18 protein-coding genes are annotated in these 15,835 nt (G+C 62.0%); 8 read left to right on the forward strand and 10 right to left on the reverse strand.

Annotated features, from left to right (window positions below):
* Positions 1-17: 17 nt before the first annotated feature.
* The gene (locus J2W40_RS00585) at positions 18-461 is read left to right on the forward strand and encodes a hypothetical protein (protein WP_310221084.1); all 444 of its coding nucleotides are present in this window, start codon (positions 18-20) and stop codon (positions 459-461) included.
* Positions 462-470: 9 nt separating this feature from the next.
* Here J2W40_RS00585 and J2W40_RS00590 read toward each other — a convergent pair whose 3' ends face one another.
* Entirely contained in the window at positions 471-1,775 is a 1,305-nt protein-coding gene (locus J2W40_RS00590; protein WP_310221087.1) for a homoserine dehydrogenase, read from the reverse strand.
* An 87-nt stretch (positions 1,776-1,862) separates the two neighbouring features.
* On the reverse strand, positions 1,863-2,711 hold the full coding sequence (locus tag J2W40_RS00595; RefSeq protein WP_310221466.1) for a hypothetical protein: 849 nt from the start codon (positions 2,709-2,711) through the stop codon (positions 1,863-1,865).
* A gap of 265 nt (positions 2,712-2,976) precedes the next feature.
* On the opposite strand from J2W40_RS00595, the gene J2W40_RS00600 reads away from it, so the two are divergent.
* The 5 genes from J2W40_RS00600 to J2W40_RS00620 all read left to right on the forward strand — a co-directional run bounded on the left by J2W40_RS00600 (position 2,977) and on the right by J2W40_RS00620 (position 6,098).
* A complete protein-coding gene (locus J2W40_RS00600; protein ID WP_310221089.1) occupies positions 2,977-3,639 on the forward strand; it encodes an energy transducer TonB in 663 nt (220 codons plus the stop codon).
* Positions 3,640-3,711: 72 nt separating this feature from the next.
* Positions 3,712-4,482, forward strand: a complete 771-nt coding sequence (locus J2W40_RS00605) for a MotA/TolQ/ExbB proton channel family protein (RefSeq protein WP_310221091.1) — start codon at positions 3,712-3,714, stop codon at positions 4,480-4,482.
* A 103-nt stretch (positions 4,483-4,585) separates the two neighbouring features.
* Entirely contained in the window at positions 4,586-5,071 is a 486-nt protein-coding gene (locus tag J2W40_RS00610; protein WP_310221092.1) for an ExbD/TolR family protein, read from the forward strand.
* A gap of 50 nt (positions 5,072-5,121) precedes the next feature.
* Entirely contained in the window at positions 5,122-5,544 is a 423-nt protein-coding gene (locus J2W40_RS00615; protein WP_310221094.1) for an ExbD/TolR family protein, read from the forward strand.
* A 224-nt stretch (positions 5,545-5,768) separates the two neighbouring features.
* Complete coding sequence (locus J2W40_RS00620; RefSeq protein ID WP_310221096.1) at positions 5,769-6,098, forward strand: PilZ domain-containing protein; 330 nt, start codon at positions 5,769-5,771, stop codon at positions 6,096-6,098.
* A gap of 22 nt (positions 6,099-6,120) precedes the next feature.
* On the opposite strand, the gene J2W40_RS00625 is transcribed toward J2W40_RS00620, so the two are convergent.
* Both J2W40_RS00625 and J2W40_RS00630 read right to left on the reverse strand, forming a co-directional pair.
* Positions 6,121-7,908 (reverse strand): ABC transporter transmembrane domain-containing protein, encoded by a 1,788-nt coding sequence (locus J2W40_RS00625; RefSeq protein WP_310221098.1) that lies wholly within the window; start codon positions 7,906-7,908, stop codon positions 6,121-6,123.
* Positions 7,909-7,931: 23 nt separating this feature from the next.
* A complete protein-coding gene (locus J2W40_RS00630; RefSeq protein WP_310221101.1) occupies positions 7,932-9,248 on the reverse strand; it encodes a class I SAM-dependent methyltransferase in 1,317 nt (438 codons plus the stop codon).
* 103 nt (positions 9,249-9,351) lie between these two features.
* Between J2W40_RS00630 and dgcA the strand changes: the two genes are divergently transcribed.
* Positions 9,352-10,329, forward strand: coding sequence for an N-acetyl-D-Glu racemase DgcA (gene dgcA, locus J2W40_RS00635; RefSeq protein WP_310221102.1), 978 nt, complete (start codon positions 9,352-9,354; stop codon positions 10,327-10,329).
* Positions 10,330-10,337: 8 nt separating this feature from the next.
* Here dgcA and J2W40_RS00640 read toward each other — a convergent pair whose 3' ends face one another.
* The 3 genes from J2W40_RS00640 to J2W40_RS00650 form a co-directional block, all read right to left on the reverse strand.
* Positions 10,338-10,730 (reverse strand): hypothetical protein, encoded by a 393-nt coding sequence (locus J2W40_RS00640; RefSeq protein ID WP_310221104.1) that lies wholly within the window; start codon positions 10,728-10,730, stop codon positions 10,338-10,340.
* 86 nt (positions 10,731-10,816) lie between these two features.
* Positions 10,817-11,977 carry a mechanosensitive ion channel family protein gene (locus J2W40_RS00645; RefSeq protein ID WP_310221106.1) on the reverse strand — a complete coding sequence of 387 codons (1,161 nt, stop codon included), beginning with the start codon at positions 11,975-11,977 and terminating at the stop codon, positions 10,817-10,819.
* Positions 11,978-12,003: 26 nt separating this feature from the next.
* Positions 12,004-13,011, reverse strand: coding sequence for a DNA topoisomerase IB (locus J2W40_RS00650; protein ID WP_310221108.1), 1,008 nt, complete (start codon positions 13,009-13,011; stop codon positions 12,004-12,006).
* 104 nt (positions 13,012-13,115) lie between these two features.
* Here J2W40_RS00650 and J2W40_RS00655 point away from each other — a divergent pair, with 104 nt between their 5' ends.
* The gene (locus J2W40_RS00655) at positions 13,116-13,670 is read left to right on the forward strand and encodes a type 1 glutamine amidotransferase domain-containing protein (RefSeq protein ID WP_310221110.1); all 555 of its coding nucleotides are present in this window, start codon (positions 13,116-13,118) and stop codon (positions 13,668-13,670) included.
* On the opposite strand, the gene J2W40_RS00660 is transcribed toward J2W40_RS00655, so the two are convergent.
* The 3 genes from J2W40_RS00660 to J2W40_RS00670 are packed head-to-tail and all read right to left on the reverse strand — an operon-like array spanning position 13,630 to position 15,813.
* On the reverse strand, positions 13,630-14,337 hold the full coding sequence (locus J2W40_RS00660; RefSeq protein ID WP_310221113.1) for a hypothetical protein: 708 nt from the start codon (positions 14,335-14,337) through the stop codon (positions 13,630-13,632). The genes J2W40_RS00655 and J2W40_RS00660 overlap by 41 nt on opposite strands.
* Positions 14,334-15,698 (reverse strand): putative O-glycosylation ligase, exosortase A system-associated, encoded by a 1,365-nt coding sequence (locus J2W40_RS00665; protein WP_310221114.1) that lies wholly within the window; start codon positions 15,696-15,698, stop codon positions 14,334-14,336. Before J2W40_RS00665 ends, J2W40_RS00660 begins: the two co-directional genes overlap by 4 nt.
* Entirely contained in the window at positions 15,691-15,813 is a 123-nt protein-coding gene (locus tag J2W40_RS00670) for a hypothetical protein (RefSeq protein ID WP_310221116.1), read from the reverse strand. The genes J2W40_RS00665 and J2W40_RS00670 overlap by 8 nt, the downstream gene beginning before the upstream one ends.
* Positions 15,814-15,835 lie beyond the last annotated feature (22 nt).

Consider the following 15,835-nt stretch of genomic DNA (forward strand, 5'->3'; position numbering starts at 1 on the left):
CCTGCTCTTCTGTCATCATGGTTCGCTTGTCTCTCTCCGTGACATTGCTGGTCGCCTGCCATCCAGAAATGGCTCTGGCGCGCGACGCGGAATCCCTCATGGCGACATATCGAACCAAGACGCAGGTGATCCGGCGATGCGATCGAAGCGGCGACGCAATCGTCGTCTGCGGCGAGAGCCAGGCTGAACGCAATGCGCGCGAGCGACTGCCGCTCCCACGGGAAGAAGCGGAGATCGGCGCGCAGGTCCGTGGCGAAACGCCGCGCGCGTCGGCAGCACCCGTGAAGCAGGGCAGTTGCGGAATATCGGGCGGCCAGGGTTCGGGCTGCGTTCGGGGCCTGTCGGCCTTTAAGGCCGCTGGCGTGATCGCAAAGAGCATCACCGCCATTGTCGACCCCGATGCGGATCTCGCCCCGCCACCGCCGCTGCCCGCGCACTTCAAGGGCAGCGGGCAGCATTGAGCGCGGCGATCAGTCGAGAATGTGCATCACCATCGGCGTGCCGAGCAGGCTGTCCGACCCGGCGAGCCGTTCGAGCGTGTCGCGGATGCAGCGTTCCTCGCCCGCATGGGTGACGATGGCCACCAGCACGCCGTCTTCCTGATGCGCGCCGCGCTGGATCATGCTTTCGATCGAAACACCTGCATCGCGCGTCGCGGCGGCGATCTCCGCCAGCACACCGGGACGATCCTGTACCATGAAGCGCAGATAGGTGCGGCCGATGCGCGCGCCGGCGTCGGCCGTATTCTGTGGCGTCAACGCAGCGACGGGCATGGCGAAGGCATCGCCATATTCGTCGCGCGCCACGTCGATCAGGTCGGCGACCACCGCCGACGCGGTCGGACCATCGCCCGCGCCACGCCCTTGGAAGAAGAGGCGGCCGACGAAATTCCCCTCGGCCACGACCGCGTTCAGCGAGCCGTCCACATGGGCGAGCGGATGATCGAGCGGCACCAGCATGGGATGCACCCGCTGGAACAGCCCGTCCGCGCCGTTCTGCGCCATGCCGACTAGGCGGATGCGGAAGCCCAGCGCGGCGGCTTCGGCAATGTCGGCGGCGATGACATCGCGGATGCCGGTGGTGGCGACCGCGTCGAAATCCAGCTCCGTACCGAACGCCAGGCTGGCGAGGATGGTCAACTTGTGCGCCGCATCCACGCCATCAATGTCGAAGCTCGGATCGGCTTCGGCATAGCCTAGCTCCTGCGCTTCCTTCAGCACCTCGTCGAAGCCCCGGCCCTCCTTCTCCATCGTGGTTAGGATGTAATTGCAGGTGCCATTGAGGATGCCGTAGACACGGCTGATCTCATTGGCAGCGGCCCCTTCGCGCATCCCCTTGATGACCGGTATGCCGCCCGCGACCGCCGCTTCATATTTCAGCGCAATGCCGCCCTTTTCGGCAAGGCGGGCAAGGTCCAGTCCATGATGCGCCAGCATCGCCTTATTCGCCGTGACGAACGGCTTGCCAGCGATCAGGCACTGGCGCGCCAAGGTAAGGGCGGGGCCGTCCGATCCGCCGATCAGTTCCACCACCACGTCGACATCGTCGCGAGTAGCAAAGCTGTTCATATCGTCCACCCATTCATAAGGTGACAGGTCGACCCCGCGATCCTTGTTCCGATCGCGTGCGGATATGGCGACGATCTGAATCGGGCAGCCCGCGCGCCGGGCAATCAGGTCGCCATTGGTGTTGAGCAGCCGAATGACCCCGCCGCCCACCGTACCGAGACCGACGAGCGCGACGCGCAACGGGGCATGGCGGTGCAAATTGGTCATGGCGGCGTCACTTTCTTGGCGAAGATGATGAAAGCCGGGCTGATAGCCGCCCGCGCCCACGGGTCCAAGTAAAAGCTGCCCTCTGGCTCAGGATGTCGTGCGGGTCCGCCCGCATGGCCCCAATGCATTGATGATCAAACGATAGTCCGCGCGCGCGGCCTCGGCGTCGGCGACGGCCAAGGTACGGACTGCGCGAGCGGGCAGGACAGGGGGCAGACTACACGCCAGTCGATACCATAAGAGCGTACCGGGCTCAGGCGCCCGCGCGGCTTCGTCGACGATTTCGCCCAATGCCACGGCCCAGCGCGGCGGCTGGCCGGGGCGCCGCAGCACCGACAGTGATACCGGGTCGCCATTTTCGGTTCGCAGGAAAATCTGCGTTTCTCCTTCGCCCGCTATCGTTCCTGCGACATGGAAGGCATCACCCAGGCCCAATATGCGCGGCGGCGCATCTGGCGCCACTAACGCGGAAAGGGCGGACTTTACCCTGTCGATCTCAACAGGCGTTGCGGGCACCTGGGCATCAGGCGCTATGAGCTGGATTTCGCCAGGCCGCGTGCCAGGGCGAGCGAAGATCAGAAACGACGCCTTTTTAAGCTTGGGTATCTTGCCGCGCGCGTCGAGCGGGGCGTCGTAGAGATAGGTTACAAGGGGGCTGATTCCCGCCTCGCCGCGAATCAGGCTCGTTACATCCGCCTCGACAAAGAGCCGTTTATGCCCCGGTGGGACGCCTTGCGCCTGATCCGGCTTCAAAGTGATGATGTTGCGGATTCGCACATGGGCCACCATCGGGGCCTGGTCAGCAAGGTCGATGAGATCAGCATAAGAGAGCTGTGCTGGTTGCGCTATCATTGGTCGCAGCTGCGCCAAAGCCGGAGAAATGGCGCTATTTGCGGCTAAAATGAGGCATGGCGCGAGCAGGTGGCGGATCAGCATAGCGGGTTTCATAATCAGCTTCGTCCTGTGTTATTGGCCAGTGGCAAGGATGTCACAGGCAAGTCATTCCTATATGAAGTGGTAACCGCAAATGAACATAACGATAAAGCGTTTGCGTGCCGCGATGCACCGCGATAGGAGTTTGCGCGGTAGCAAATAGAAGGACAGGGGCCAAAGCTGACCGGGAGGACCCGGACGGTTAGGGTCGTTTTTGGCTGATTTGTAGAACCCATTGGTAAGATGAGTTAAGGAGTGTCGTTGCTGAATGGCCTATGCTGACCACTCGGAAGGATCGAGTCGCACGATATCGATCATCATCGTCGCCCTGATTCACGCTGTTCTTGGCTATGCCCTCGTCTCCGGTCTTGGCATGAAATATGTCAAACAAGCGGCAGAACAGCTGAACGTGATCGACGTTAAGGAGGAACCGCCACCACCGGACGAAGAGCCGCCACCACCGCCGCCAGATCGACCGATCGAGCCGCCGCCGGTTGTCGCGCCGCCACCGATCGTGCAGACTCCGACCCCTGCGCCGCCGATTCAGACGGTTCGGACGCCCCCGCCGGTGTTCAATCCCGTTCCGGTTGCAGCGCCTCCGCCGCCGCCGCCTGCTCCGCCTCCGCCGCCTCAGGCTGCAACGCGGGCTTCGCCACGCAGCAATCCTGGCAGCTGGTTGGGTGATGCCGACTATCCGAGCCGCGCGCAGCGCGAAGAGCGTTCGGGCACGGCTGGGTTTCGCTTGGACATTGGTGCCGACGGTCGCGTGACCAACTGCACCATCACTTCGTCGACCGGTCATTCCGATCTCGATGAGGCGACCTGCCGCCTGCTGCCGCGTCGCGCACGCTTCAAGCCGGCCAAGGGTTCCGATGGTAACGATATGCCCGACACGTATAACGGTCGTATCACTTGGCGTTTGCCGGAATAATTCAGAACGGGAAAGCGGGCGCGCCGCGCCGCTTTCTCCTCGCTTGATCTCATTGAGAGGGAAGTCTTGATCATGTTGAACTCCATCATCGCGGCTGCTGCCGCACCCGCTGCGGAAGCCGCGAACCCTTATGGCCTTATGGAAGCCCTCGATCAGGGCGGCGTCATCGCCTGGGCAACCTTCATCATTCTCGTCAGCATGTCGGTCGGCACATTCTATGTGCTGTTCACCAAGCTGATCGAGCAGCAGAAGGTCATCAACCAGTATAAGAAGGTCCGCGCGACCTTCTGGCGTTCGAACAGCCTCAAGGAAGGTTCGGCGAAGCTGGAGAAGAACTCGGCTTACAAGCAGATCGTCGATGACGGCATCGCCGCTCAGGAACAGCATGCCAAGCTGACCGATCCCGTCGAAGCCCATGACTGGCTGCACGGTTCGCTCGCGCGCTCGGAAAATGCCATCAACTGGAAGCTGGGCGGCGGTCTCGCTTTCCTCGCGACCGTTGGTTCGACCTCGCCGTTCGTCGGTCTGTTCGGTACGGTTGTCGGCATCTATCGCGCGCTCATCAAGATCGGTGCATCGGGTCAGGCGTCGATCGACGCGGTTGCCGGTCCCGTTGGTGAAGCGCTGATCATGACCGCTCTGGGTCTGGTCGTCGCGGTTCCCGCCGTGCTTGCCTACAACTTCCTGCAGCGCCGTAACAAGGCGATCGCCGAGAACCTGTCTTCCTTCTCGACCGATCTGCTGGGTTACATGGTTTCGAACGGTGCCGTTAAGCCGGTCGTTGGTACGCCTGCTCCCGCCCAGGTTGGCAAGCCGGTTCCTGCGGCTGCCACCAAGGCCTGATCAAGGATGGGAGCCGGAGCGCGCATGTGGCGCGCCTCCGGTTCCCAAGACCGCCGCTGATCGCTCGCGGTCTAAAATGACAGACATGTTAGGATACTGATCAATGGCAATGAGCGTTGGTGGCTCCGGCGAAGAAAAGCCGATCACAGATATCAACACGACGCCGCTCGTCGACGTCATGCTGGTGCTTCTCATCATCTTCCTGATCGCCGTCCCTGTCGTTCTGCAGACGGTCGAACTGGAGCTTCCCAAGGTCGCGTTCGAACCGACCACGACCAAGCCTGAGAACGTCTCTCTGTCCATCATGGCGGACGACGCTGGCAATTGTGAAGTCTATTGGAACATGACGAAGGTCAATTCCACAGATCTGCTCAATCGTGCCGTCGCAAAGCTTGAAGCGGACATCAAGCGGGTCGGTGGGATCGAGAATATGACACCGGAGGATCTGCCCGAAGTGCATATCCGCGGCGACATCAATACCCCTTATCGTTGCATCGGTGGTACGATCTACACGATGCAGCGCGCCGGTTTCCCCAAGGTGGGCTTCATTTCCGAGCCTGAACCGGGTCAGGGCACCGTTCGTCTGTAAACCGTCGCCCACAACCGTCGGTAGTAAGTGATTTCTAGGAGTATCGCCCCATGGCAATGAGCGCCGGTAACGACGATGGCGAGCCGATGATGGAAATGAACACGACGCCGTTGATCGACGTCATGCTCGTGCTCCTCATCATGTTCATCATCACCATCCCGATCCAAACCCATGCGGTGAAGATCGATCTGCCGCAGTCCTCGACAAACGATGCCCCCATGGTTGACCCGGTGAAGAACAAGGTTGCGATCGACGCGGCCGGGATCATCACATGGAACGGGTCGCCGATCGACCTGCTGACTCTGCGCCAATATCTGCAGCAGTCTCTGCGCCTGCCCGTCGAGCCGGAACTCCAGTTCCAGCCCAACGCGCAGACCCGTTATGTGACCGTTGATGAAGTGTTGGCCGAGATCAAGCGGGCTGGCGTGACCAAGCTGGGCTTTGTCGGCAATGAACAATATGGCAATTTCTAAAAATTGATCCTCATTCCACACCGCATCAGGACTTCCCTGGAGAGCGGAACGGAATGAGGGCCATGTTCAGAAATAGCTGGACTATCCAGGGGTCGCCATTGGCGGCCCCTTTTTTCTTGCTCAGGGATCACGTCCGGCACTAACCTTGCGGCAAGGGCGATGCTTTTAACCTTTTCGTCACCTCGATCCCCGACAATGGCCTAGGATGGAATGACATATAAGCCATGGGCGCCGACCGACCAAATCAAGCAAGCCACAAGGCCCGTGCCGCTGAACGTCGCCATGTGCGCATCAGCGTCAAAGTCCGGCGTCCCGGCGAAACCTGGGTCAAAAGTGTCATCGCCGATCTGTCGGTGACTGGCTTTCGGTTGCAAAGCTTCATGAAGCTTTTGCCGGGCGGCGAATTATGGATCATGCTGCCCGGCTTCGAAGGGCGTCGTGCGCGTGTTCTCTGGACGCGAGGCCATGAAGCGGGTTGCGCCTTTGAACAGCCGTTGCACCCGGCGATCCTCGATCATGTCGTGAAATTGCATGAGGTCGGCATTCGCGCCTGACGCGATAGCCTCATCTGCGCCGTCAGGAGATTGTGACATCCTGAAATTGCAGACTGGCGAGGCGGGCATAAAGGCCACCCTGCGCCACCAGCGCCCCATGATCGCCTTGTTCGACGATCCGCCCTTCATCCATGACGATGATCCGGTCGGCGGCGCGCACGGTTGCCAGGCGATGGGCAATGACGATCGTGGTCCGTCCCAGGATCAACCGTCCCAGTGCATCCTGCACCAGTCGTTCGGACTCCGCATCGAGCGCGGAGGTCGCTTCATCCAGCAGCAGGATAGGGGCATCGCGCAGCAAGGCCCGCGCAATCGAAAGCCGTTGACGCTGGCCACCCGACAGACGCGCACCGTCCTCGCCCATGAACGTGTCCAATCCCTCCGGCAGGGCACGCAGAAAGCTTTCCGCATTGGCGGCACGGGCTGCTCCCCAAATCTCGTCATCGCTGGCGTCCCAGCGGCCATAGCGCAGATTGTCGCGCGCTGAGGCGGCGAAGATGATGCTGTCCTGCGGCACCATTGCCATCATGGCGCGCGCTGCGGCTGGATCGGCGTCGGGCAAGGCCACGCCATTTAACCGCACTGAACCCCGGTCTGGATCATAGAAGCGCTGCGCCAATTGGATCAACGTCGTCTTGCCCGCACCCGACGGCCCCACGACCGCCACTGTCTCGCCTGGTGCGATGTCGAGCGTCACCCCATTCAGCGCTGCCTGATCGGGACGGGTGGGATAATGGAAATAGACATTGTCGAATGTCAGGCGTGCGCCATTAGCTGTGACCGGGATCGGCGTTGGGACCACAGGGGGCAATATGTCGGGCGTAGCGCTCATCAATTCATGCAGACGGCTCGCTGCGCCCGCGCCGCGCAACAGGTCACCCCAGCTTTCGGACAGCGAACCGAACGCTCCTGCGACCAATCCGCCGGTCAAGACGAATGCGGCGATGCTGCCGCCCGATAGTCGGCCAGCCGCAACATCGAGCGCACCCTGCCACATGACAGCGGTGATTGATCCGAACACCAAAGCGATCACTACCGCCGTCATGATCGCGCGCAGGGCGATCCGGCGGCGGGCGGTCGCGAAACCGGCTTCAACCGTTGCGTTGAACCGCATTGCCTCCCGCGCTTCCTGACCGAAGGCTTGGACGATCTTCATCGCGCCCAGCACCTCACTGGTGACGCTGCCGACATCGGCAAGCCGATCCTGGCTGGCACGTGACAGGCCGCGCACCTTGCGACCCAGGCTGATCAGCACCAGCAGGATGATGGGGATACCGAGCAGAAGTAGCGCGGCTAGTTTAGGAGCCAGCGCGAACAAATAGATCAGTCCGCCCGTACCCGTCACGAGGTTGCGCAGTGCGACCGATACGGTCGATCCCACCACCTGTTCGACGATGGCGGTGTCGGCAGTCATGCGTGACGCAATTTCAGAGGGGCGATTTTCTTCGAAGAAGCGCGGGGCCTGCCGCAGCAGATTGGCCTGGGTCGCGCTGCGGATATCCGCGACGACCCGCTCGCCCAGCCAGGAGACGAAATAGAAACGCAGCGCGCTTGCTATTGCGAGGATGATGACGATCAGCAGCAGATATTCGAACCACCGGCTGATATCGCCCCCGCCCATGAACCCCTTGTCGATCACCAGCCGGAAGCCGCTTGGGATGCCGAGTGTCGCCGCGGACGAGACGATCAGCGCAGCCAACGCTCCGGTAATCCGCCCCGGATAATGATGCGCAAAGCTCCACAGCATCGCCAAGCTGCCAAGGGCGGGGCGCGCGTCGGCGCGGGCGGTGGTGTTTGGGGCATCCTCCATGTGCGGCGCTTAGCAGGCCGCTCCTAAAGCCTCAATGGGGCGTCCTGCCCAGAGGCGGGCGCGATGGTGCCGGCGAGGTGGAGGATGCGGCGCGTGTCGCCTTGGCCCGTCAACGCATAGGCCATGGTGCCTACTTCCCAATAGGCCACAACCTCACTTGCGCGTCGGGCGACCAGCGGCGTTGCCTCGGCAGGTGTTTCGGCGCGGTCGGCGAACAGGGACAGCGTTTCCTTTCGCGGCGTCACGATGGTCATGGCGATCGCGGGACTATCATTTGTAGGGAAGACTTGCACGTCGGTCACGCGCCAGTCGTCGGGCAATTCAGGCAAGACGATGCCGGTCACCCGCTCAATCTCCTGCGGATCGAAGGCTGCACTCTCGATCTGCGACGCCATATCCTGCCGCAACAATCCCGCTCGACGCGAGGCGGCGGCTTCGTCCAGAAAGCTGCTTGCCTGCGCGCTTTGGGGAAATTCGCCCAGTTCCCCGCGCGTGATCCAGCCGGTCGCGAGCAAAGCCACAATCGCGGCCGCGCGGCGCATATGCCGCCACGTCCGCCCTTCCTCATTGTCATTGGCTACCGGCGTGGTCGGGTCTCGGCGACGGCCAACCAGCGTACCCTTGGTGCCATCGCGCATCAGACGAAAGTCGATATGCGGCCATCGCGCGCGCCACCGCTGTGCAACGATCCGCTCACCGGGGCGGGCGGCATCGTCCAGCAACACAACGCCATCGGGCGAAAGGCGCGCGAACAGACTGTCGGCGGCCCCGCGCACCAGGGGATGGACGCTCCAGGGCGGGCCGTCGATGATGATCATGTCGATCCGCTCCGGCACGCGCTCCAGCGCATACCAGCGACCGGGCCAATCCGCGCTCTCATGCGTCAGCGGTGCATGAGAGATGTCGGCATCAATGGTGTGATCGGCCAGCCATTGGCGCGTCGCATCCACGAAACCGCCATGCTGATCGAAACTATGGAGCCGCCCGCCGCCATGCAATTGCAGAGCGCGCGCCGCGATCAGGGAGGATGCGCCCGCGCCCAACTCCACCACATGGGCCGGACGCACCCGCGCAATTTCCCGCACGATATGGCGCAGGAAACCGACGTCGGCTTTCCAGCTTCCCAGATGGGGCAACGCATTATGCGGCAGACCCAATTCGTCCAGTAGTGCCCGCTTGTCCGCCGGCCGTCCGCCCGACAGGCTGGCGAGCAGCCATGGCCAGCCGATCGCGCCGAAGCCGATACGCCATGCCATGTCGGACAGGCGGCGCGACCGGCTGGCTGTCGCGATGGTGGCTTCATTCAGGGAGAGGAAGCCGGTCAGGTCGCGGGATGTCACGGGAAAATATGCTCCTATCAGGATGGCGGGACTATGCCGGACTTTATGTTTCGCTCATATGACGGTCTGGTGCGCGGTAAACCCCATGACGCAGGAAAGCACGATGATCCGTATGATGTCCGCGACCGTCGAACGCTGGCCTGTGGCGGGAGCCTTTGTGATAAGCCGAGGGGCCAAAACGCATGTCGATGTGGTTGTATGTACGGTGGAGGATGGCACCCATGTCGGCCGGGGCGAAGGCACGCCCATTTATTATGAAGGTGAGAGCGCGCAAAGCTGCGTCGCGGCCCTGCAAGCCCATGCTGGGCCACTCGACCGCGCCGCCCTGTTGACCAACATGCCGCGCGGTGCCGCGCGCAATGCACTTGATTGTGCCTTATGGGATCTTGAAGCGAAGCGGGCAGGCGCGCCGGTCTGGCAATTGGCCGGTCTGGCACAACCCATGCCGCTACCGACAGCCTTTACCATCAGCCTGGGGGATCCCGACCGCATGGAAGCGGATGCGCGAATGGCGGCAGCGCGAGGCTTCGTCCTGCTCAAATGCAAGCTGACGGGGGAGGGTGATCGCGATCGGATCGCGGCCGTCCGGCGGGGGGCACCCGCCGTGCGGTTGATCGTTGATGCCAATGAAAGCTGGCACGACCGCGATATCGCGCAGGAAACGGCGGATCTGGCATCGCTGGGGGTGGAGATGGTCGAGCAGCCCGTTATCCATGGTCAGGAAGCGCGGCTTGCCGGGGTTCGCACATCGCTGCCGCTCTGCGCCGATGAAAGCTGTCACACGCGTGCTGACCTCGAACGATTGGGGGATTTCGACGCAGTCAATATCAAGCTCGACAAGGCGGGCGGGCTGACCGAGGCATTGGCGCTGGCCCATGAAGCGCGCGAACGCGGTTTCCGGCTGATGGTGGGGTGTATGCTTGGCACGTCGCTGGGCATTGCACCGGCTGCGCTGGTCGCGGAGGGGGCGGACTGGATCGACCTGGACGGTGCGCTGTTGCTGGCCAAGGATCGCTCTGATGGACTGGTCATGCAGGACGGCCTGCTTCACCCCGCAACCCTCTGGGGCACGGGCCAATAGGCCGCGGCTCAATAGCCCAGTGTCAGCCCGACCGCATAATATTTCGGTCCGGCATTGGCCTTCGCCCGAACCTTGGGCAGGATCGGCAGCGCCAGTGTGGCGTAGGGGCGTACATTCTCACCGCTGAACCGCGCGCCTGCACCGATTGTCGCGGAAAGGGGGATGCTGTAGCTCGCTTCCACCCGCCCGTAGAGTTTGGTTTCGCCATCGCGCAGATAGACGCCCGCGCCAGGGGTCAGGCTGAAGCCCGCAAAGCCCATGGCATAGCCCGCGCCCAGTTCCGTACCCCAATGGCTGTCCGCGCGCGCGTAATTGCCCTCAATCCCCAAGCCTTCGGCATGGGCCACGCCGGGCAGCAAAAATGCAAGGACAGGCAGGATGGCAAAGCGAGAAAGGATCATGACTTCGCCGCTATGGCGCGCGCCCGCAGCGGGCAAGCCGTGCGGGATGAGCCGAGTCGAGATTGCGACAAGCCGCGCTGTTCGACTCAGCTATCCACCTGGCGCACGGGTTGCACATCGGGATAAGGCATTACCATCCGTCCGTCCGGCGCAGCGGTAAAGCTAGTCTGGGTCGGATAAGCGAACTCGATGCCACGTTCATTGAACTGGCGCAGGATCGCAAGGCCGACCTTGTGACGGATCACGTAGATGGAATCCCAGTCGGGCAGATAAACGTCGAACTCGACCTCGAAATCCAGGCTTGACGCACCAAAGCTGATGAAACCGGACCGAACGAAATTCGCGCCCAGATCAGTGACGATCGCCTTCAATATTTCGGGAATCTGCTCCGCCACGTCCGGGGGCGTCTGGTAGATGACGCCGATCGCGAATTTGATCCGGCGATGATCGAGCGTGAAATAGCTGGTGATCTCCTTCTGCAGCAGGTTGGCGTTGGAGATCACTTTCTTTTCACCAGTGATGGCGCGCAGGCGGGTGGATTTCAGACCGATTTTTTCGACCGTGGCGGTCGTCATGTCATAGTTGATCGTCTCGCCCCGGCGGAACGGCTTGTCGAAGATGATCGACAGCGCGGCGAACAGATCGGAAAAGATGCCCTGTGCCGCCAGGCCGATGGCGATGCCGCCGATACCAAGGCCTGCGACCAAACCGGTGACATTGACCCCCAGATTGTCCAATACGACGATCGTCGCCACGGCGAACAGGACGAAGCTGACCAGGATACGGATAAGCCCCATCGCATTGGCCAGCGTTTCACCACCCCCATCCTGCGCGAGGGTCTTGCGTTCGATCAGCCCAAGAATAATCTCCCTCGCCCACAGGGCCGCCTGCCATACGGCGGCGATGGTGAAGAGAAAGGCGACGGTTCTGTATAACGCCGCAGGTGCATCGGCATAGCCAACCACCAGCCGCGCAGACACCATCATCATGAAAAAATGAGTCGTGCGGGCGGCGGCGCGCCCCAGGACATTGGTGTAGCCTAATGGGTCGCCGCGCGTTCCCTTGTGTCGCTTGCCAATGCCTCGCAGCGCGGTGAGCGTCAGGTAGATTAGAACACCCGCACCTATCGCGATCAATATCTGAACATAATGCATTGCCAGCCAATCGCTGGTGGATCGCCACATTTCACCCAAATCGGGAGGGCGCACCGTGATGACGGGGTCAGCGGAGGGTTTTGTATCGGCCATGCTATCCTGTAATCTGGTGGTTGACGTCAGGCTGCCGCTGCCCGCGGGACGCAATCCGCCAATGTGTCGAGAAACGCGATTAGTCCGCGCTCTTCACGGGACAGATAGCGTGTTCGGCGCGGCAAGCGAAGCCCCTCGCGCCATTCATCCTGTCCGTCCTTGCATAGGGCGATAAGTGCGGGATGAATATAGGATTTGCGGCTGATCGCGGGTGTATTGCCCAAGGCCAGGGCCACCGGCTCTATCATCTCCTTCAGCGAGACATGCCCGGCAGCAAGGGTTTCGAACGCGATCGTAGACGCCCCCCAGGTGCGGAAATGCTTGGCGGTGAACGGCCCTCCCATGGCATCGACGATATAGGTGTTGACGTCGCTCGACGTGATCGGCCGGGCTTCGCCATCCTCATCCAGATATTGGAACAGATGCTGGCCCGGCAGATCCTGTACCTGCCGCACGAAGCGCAGCAGGCGGCTGTCGGTGACCGTCAGTTGCTGTTCCTTGCCCGATTTGGCGCGATAGCGCAGCGTCAAAGACCGGCCGTTGAGATCGAGGTGACGGCGACGCAGCGTCGTCGCGCCGAAGCTCTTGTTGGTTGTGGCATACTGTTCGTTGCCGACGCGCAACTTGGCAAGGTCGAGCAAGCGGATGACTGCCGCGATGGTGCGATCCTTGCGCAGCCCGCGCTTGGACAGGTCCGCCTCCAGCCTGGCGCGCAATTTGGGCAGGGCGCGCCCGAAATTGGGACATCCGGCATATTTCTCCGCCTCGCGCGCGGCGCGAAAGTCGGCATGATAGCGATATTGTTTGCGCCCTTTGTCGTCATAGCCGGTCGCCTGGATGTGACCATAGGGCGACGGACAGAACCAGCAGTCACGATAGGCGGGCGGCAGGGCGATGGCGTTCAGCCGGTCGATCTCGTCCCGGTTGGTGATCCGCGCGCCATCGGCATCGCGATAGGCCCAACCCCGTTTCAACGCGCGGCGCGTGATGCCGGGCACGCTGTCATTGGCATGGATTACGGAGGTTTGGGGCATAGCGTCCTTCTCGTCTCCCCAAACCCGCCTTTCGTCGCTTCGTTCCGCAACCATGGGGCCTCCCGGTCCGTTGAGCGGCCATTCCCCCCATGTAGGAGACACCGATGTCCGCCATCGAAAACAGCCATATTCTCATCATCGCCACCGATGGGTTCGAACAATCCGAACTGTTCGATCCGCGCGACATGCTGATGAAAGCCGGGGCGAAGGTGACGCTGGCCTCGCCCGACAGCGACCCGATCCAGGGCATGAAGCATGATGAGAAGGGCGATACTATCACGCCGGATATCACGCTCGATGCCGTTTCCATGGACGATTATAACGGGCTGATCCTGCCCGGCGGCGTCGCCAATCCCGATACGCTGCGCGTGAATGACAAGGCGATCGCTCTGATCCGGGCTTTTGCTGACGCGGGCAAGCCCGTCGCCGCCATCTGCCACGGTCCCTGGCTGCTGATCGAGGCAGGCGTGGTGAACGGCCGCACCGTGACGTCCTGGCCTTCGGTGCGTACCGACCTGACCAACGCCGGTGGAACGGTTGTCGATCGGGCCGTCGCGATCGACGGCAATATCATCACCAGCCGTAACCCCGACGACATCCCTGCCTTTGTCGAAGCCTTTACGAAGGCCGTGACCGAAGGCGCCAGCGTAGCGGCCTGATCGGCGCACCGCCGCCCCGATGCCATGGCACCGGGCGGCGGCGCAGCACCGACAGATGCGCCAGTATCAGCGTTGCGCACAATGCCCCTGCGGCCAGCATGAAGGCGCGGACATCCGGTGCATAAAAAGCAATCAGCGCGGTGCTGCCCAATCCTGCCATGGCCCAGCCCAACGCATGGCCATCGCCGTCCGGCCCGCGCAACCAGAATACGCACCCACCCACGCCGATCACATAGGCACTGATATAGCGCAAGATGGTCGCATCCGCTGCCCATAGCGGCAGCATCAGCAAGAGCAGCAGCATTATCCCCCCGCGCGTCAGCCGCCCCATTGCGGGAGCGAGCAACGGATAGAGCAACAGTTCACACACCAGCATCGCCATAACGATCGCCAGTGCTTCCAAAGGTCGACCTGCGATCAAAGCTACGATCGCTGTCGCGCCCCATCGAAGCAAACGGCCTGGTGCCATGCGGATATGGCTTATCCAGCGGCCCAACCCATCGCGCCGTTCCCAGCGTCGATCGGAGAGCCGCAACTGAAAGCCGTCCATCATGAACAGCGCGCCAATGCCTGCCGAAAAAAGCGCCAGTGCCATCATCGGCGACGCCAGCAGCAACCCCAGCAACAATCCATGCGCCATACCCAGCGCCCGCAATTCTCCGTTCATGCAGGAATACCCTGCCGCGCGACGAGCGCGGCGGCGAGATCCTGCCGTGCCGCCGCCTTGCGTTTGCGGGTCAGATAGGTGTCGAGGCCGATCTGCAGCGCCAGCATCATGAAGATGAACGGCTGATAGGCGATGCCCACGAACAGCGATCCGATCATATAGATGATATGCCCCTGTTGCAGCGCGAGCGCGAAGGGTGAAATCCACGCTTCCTGCGGCCCGTCGCGCTTGCGGTAGAAGCGGCGGATCGATTCGGTGCGGATGAAGCAGATGAGGTGGATGAGCGCCCAGACCGCAAAGCCGAAATAGCCCTGTTCGCCCAGCAGCTCGAAATAGGCGCTATGATAGGCGCGGCCCTTGTCGGTGACGATCCGGGTTTCCAGGCGACTGCCGCCGCTGTCGGTCACGACGCTGCGGGCGACATAGGTAAAACTGTTCTGCAGATAATTGTCGAACCCGCCGCCGCCCGGATGATCCTTCACATAATCGAGCGTCCACATCCATACCGCGACGCGGGTGGAGGCGCTTTCGTCGCCCTGATGGTTTTCGATCGTTTGCATCCGCTGTGTGAAGCTGGCGGGCAGGAAGGGGATGGACACCAGGGCTGCGAACAGCATCAGCGGCCCGTAGACGAAGCGCCGCGGCGAGCGGACCAGCATCAGCCCGGCCAGAACGACGATGCAGATCAGTCCAGTGCGGGCCTCCGTGCCGATCGGCATCAACAGGCAGGCGAGGCACAGGCAATAGCAAAAACCCTTCACCTTCCAGTCGGGCGGAAAGATGGTGCCATGTTTGGACAGCCACAGGATCAGCGGGATCAGCGAGATGGCGACGCAACTGATGATGGAGCCTTCATATAGCCCGCTATTATTATCGACCATCAGGTTGAGCACGCCATAGCCGCCGCCCGACAGCGCGGTTTTCATGCCGCCATTGATGATGATCGTACTCGCGCACAGGATCATGAAGACGGTCATCGCCTCGATTCGCAAGCGCGTGCGCAACACCAGCGGCAGGAACACGCCGGCGATGATGGCTTTCCACACCCAATTCCATTTGGTCAGCGCCTCGACCGGGAAATCGGCGGTCATGGTGGTGTAGCCGCACCAGGCGAGCAGCACGAGCATCAGCCCCTGTCGCACCGAGAATCGGCAATCCTTCTTGTCGTCCAGCACCAGCCAGGCACCCACCATCGCGCCGAAGGCGATGAAGGAGATGGGAATGGAATTGAGCAGGAAATAGGACAGGCGCTGGGGCGAAACGATGTCGATATAGGCATAGACCGCGACCAGCAGGAACGGCCGCCTGAACCCCATCAGGAAGAACAGGCCCAGAAAGGCGAGGAAGAACAGGTCACGCATCGCCCGTCTCGCCGTCCGGCTCTGGATCGCGATCAAGATCGTCGCGCGATAGCAGGCGCCAGGCTGTCAGCAGGATCACGCCATGGCTGACCAGCAAGGATAAAGTGTCGATCATTATGCGTTGTCATTCCCGGTAG

It is taken from the genome of Sphingobium xenophagum (assembly GCF_031457465.1).
Taxonomy (GTDB): domain Bacteria; phylum Pseudomonadota; class Alphaproteobacteria; order Sphingomonadales; family Sphingomonadaceae; genus Sphingobium; species Sphingobium xenophagum_A.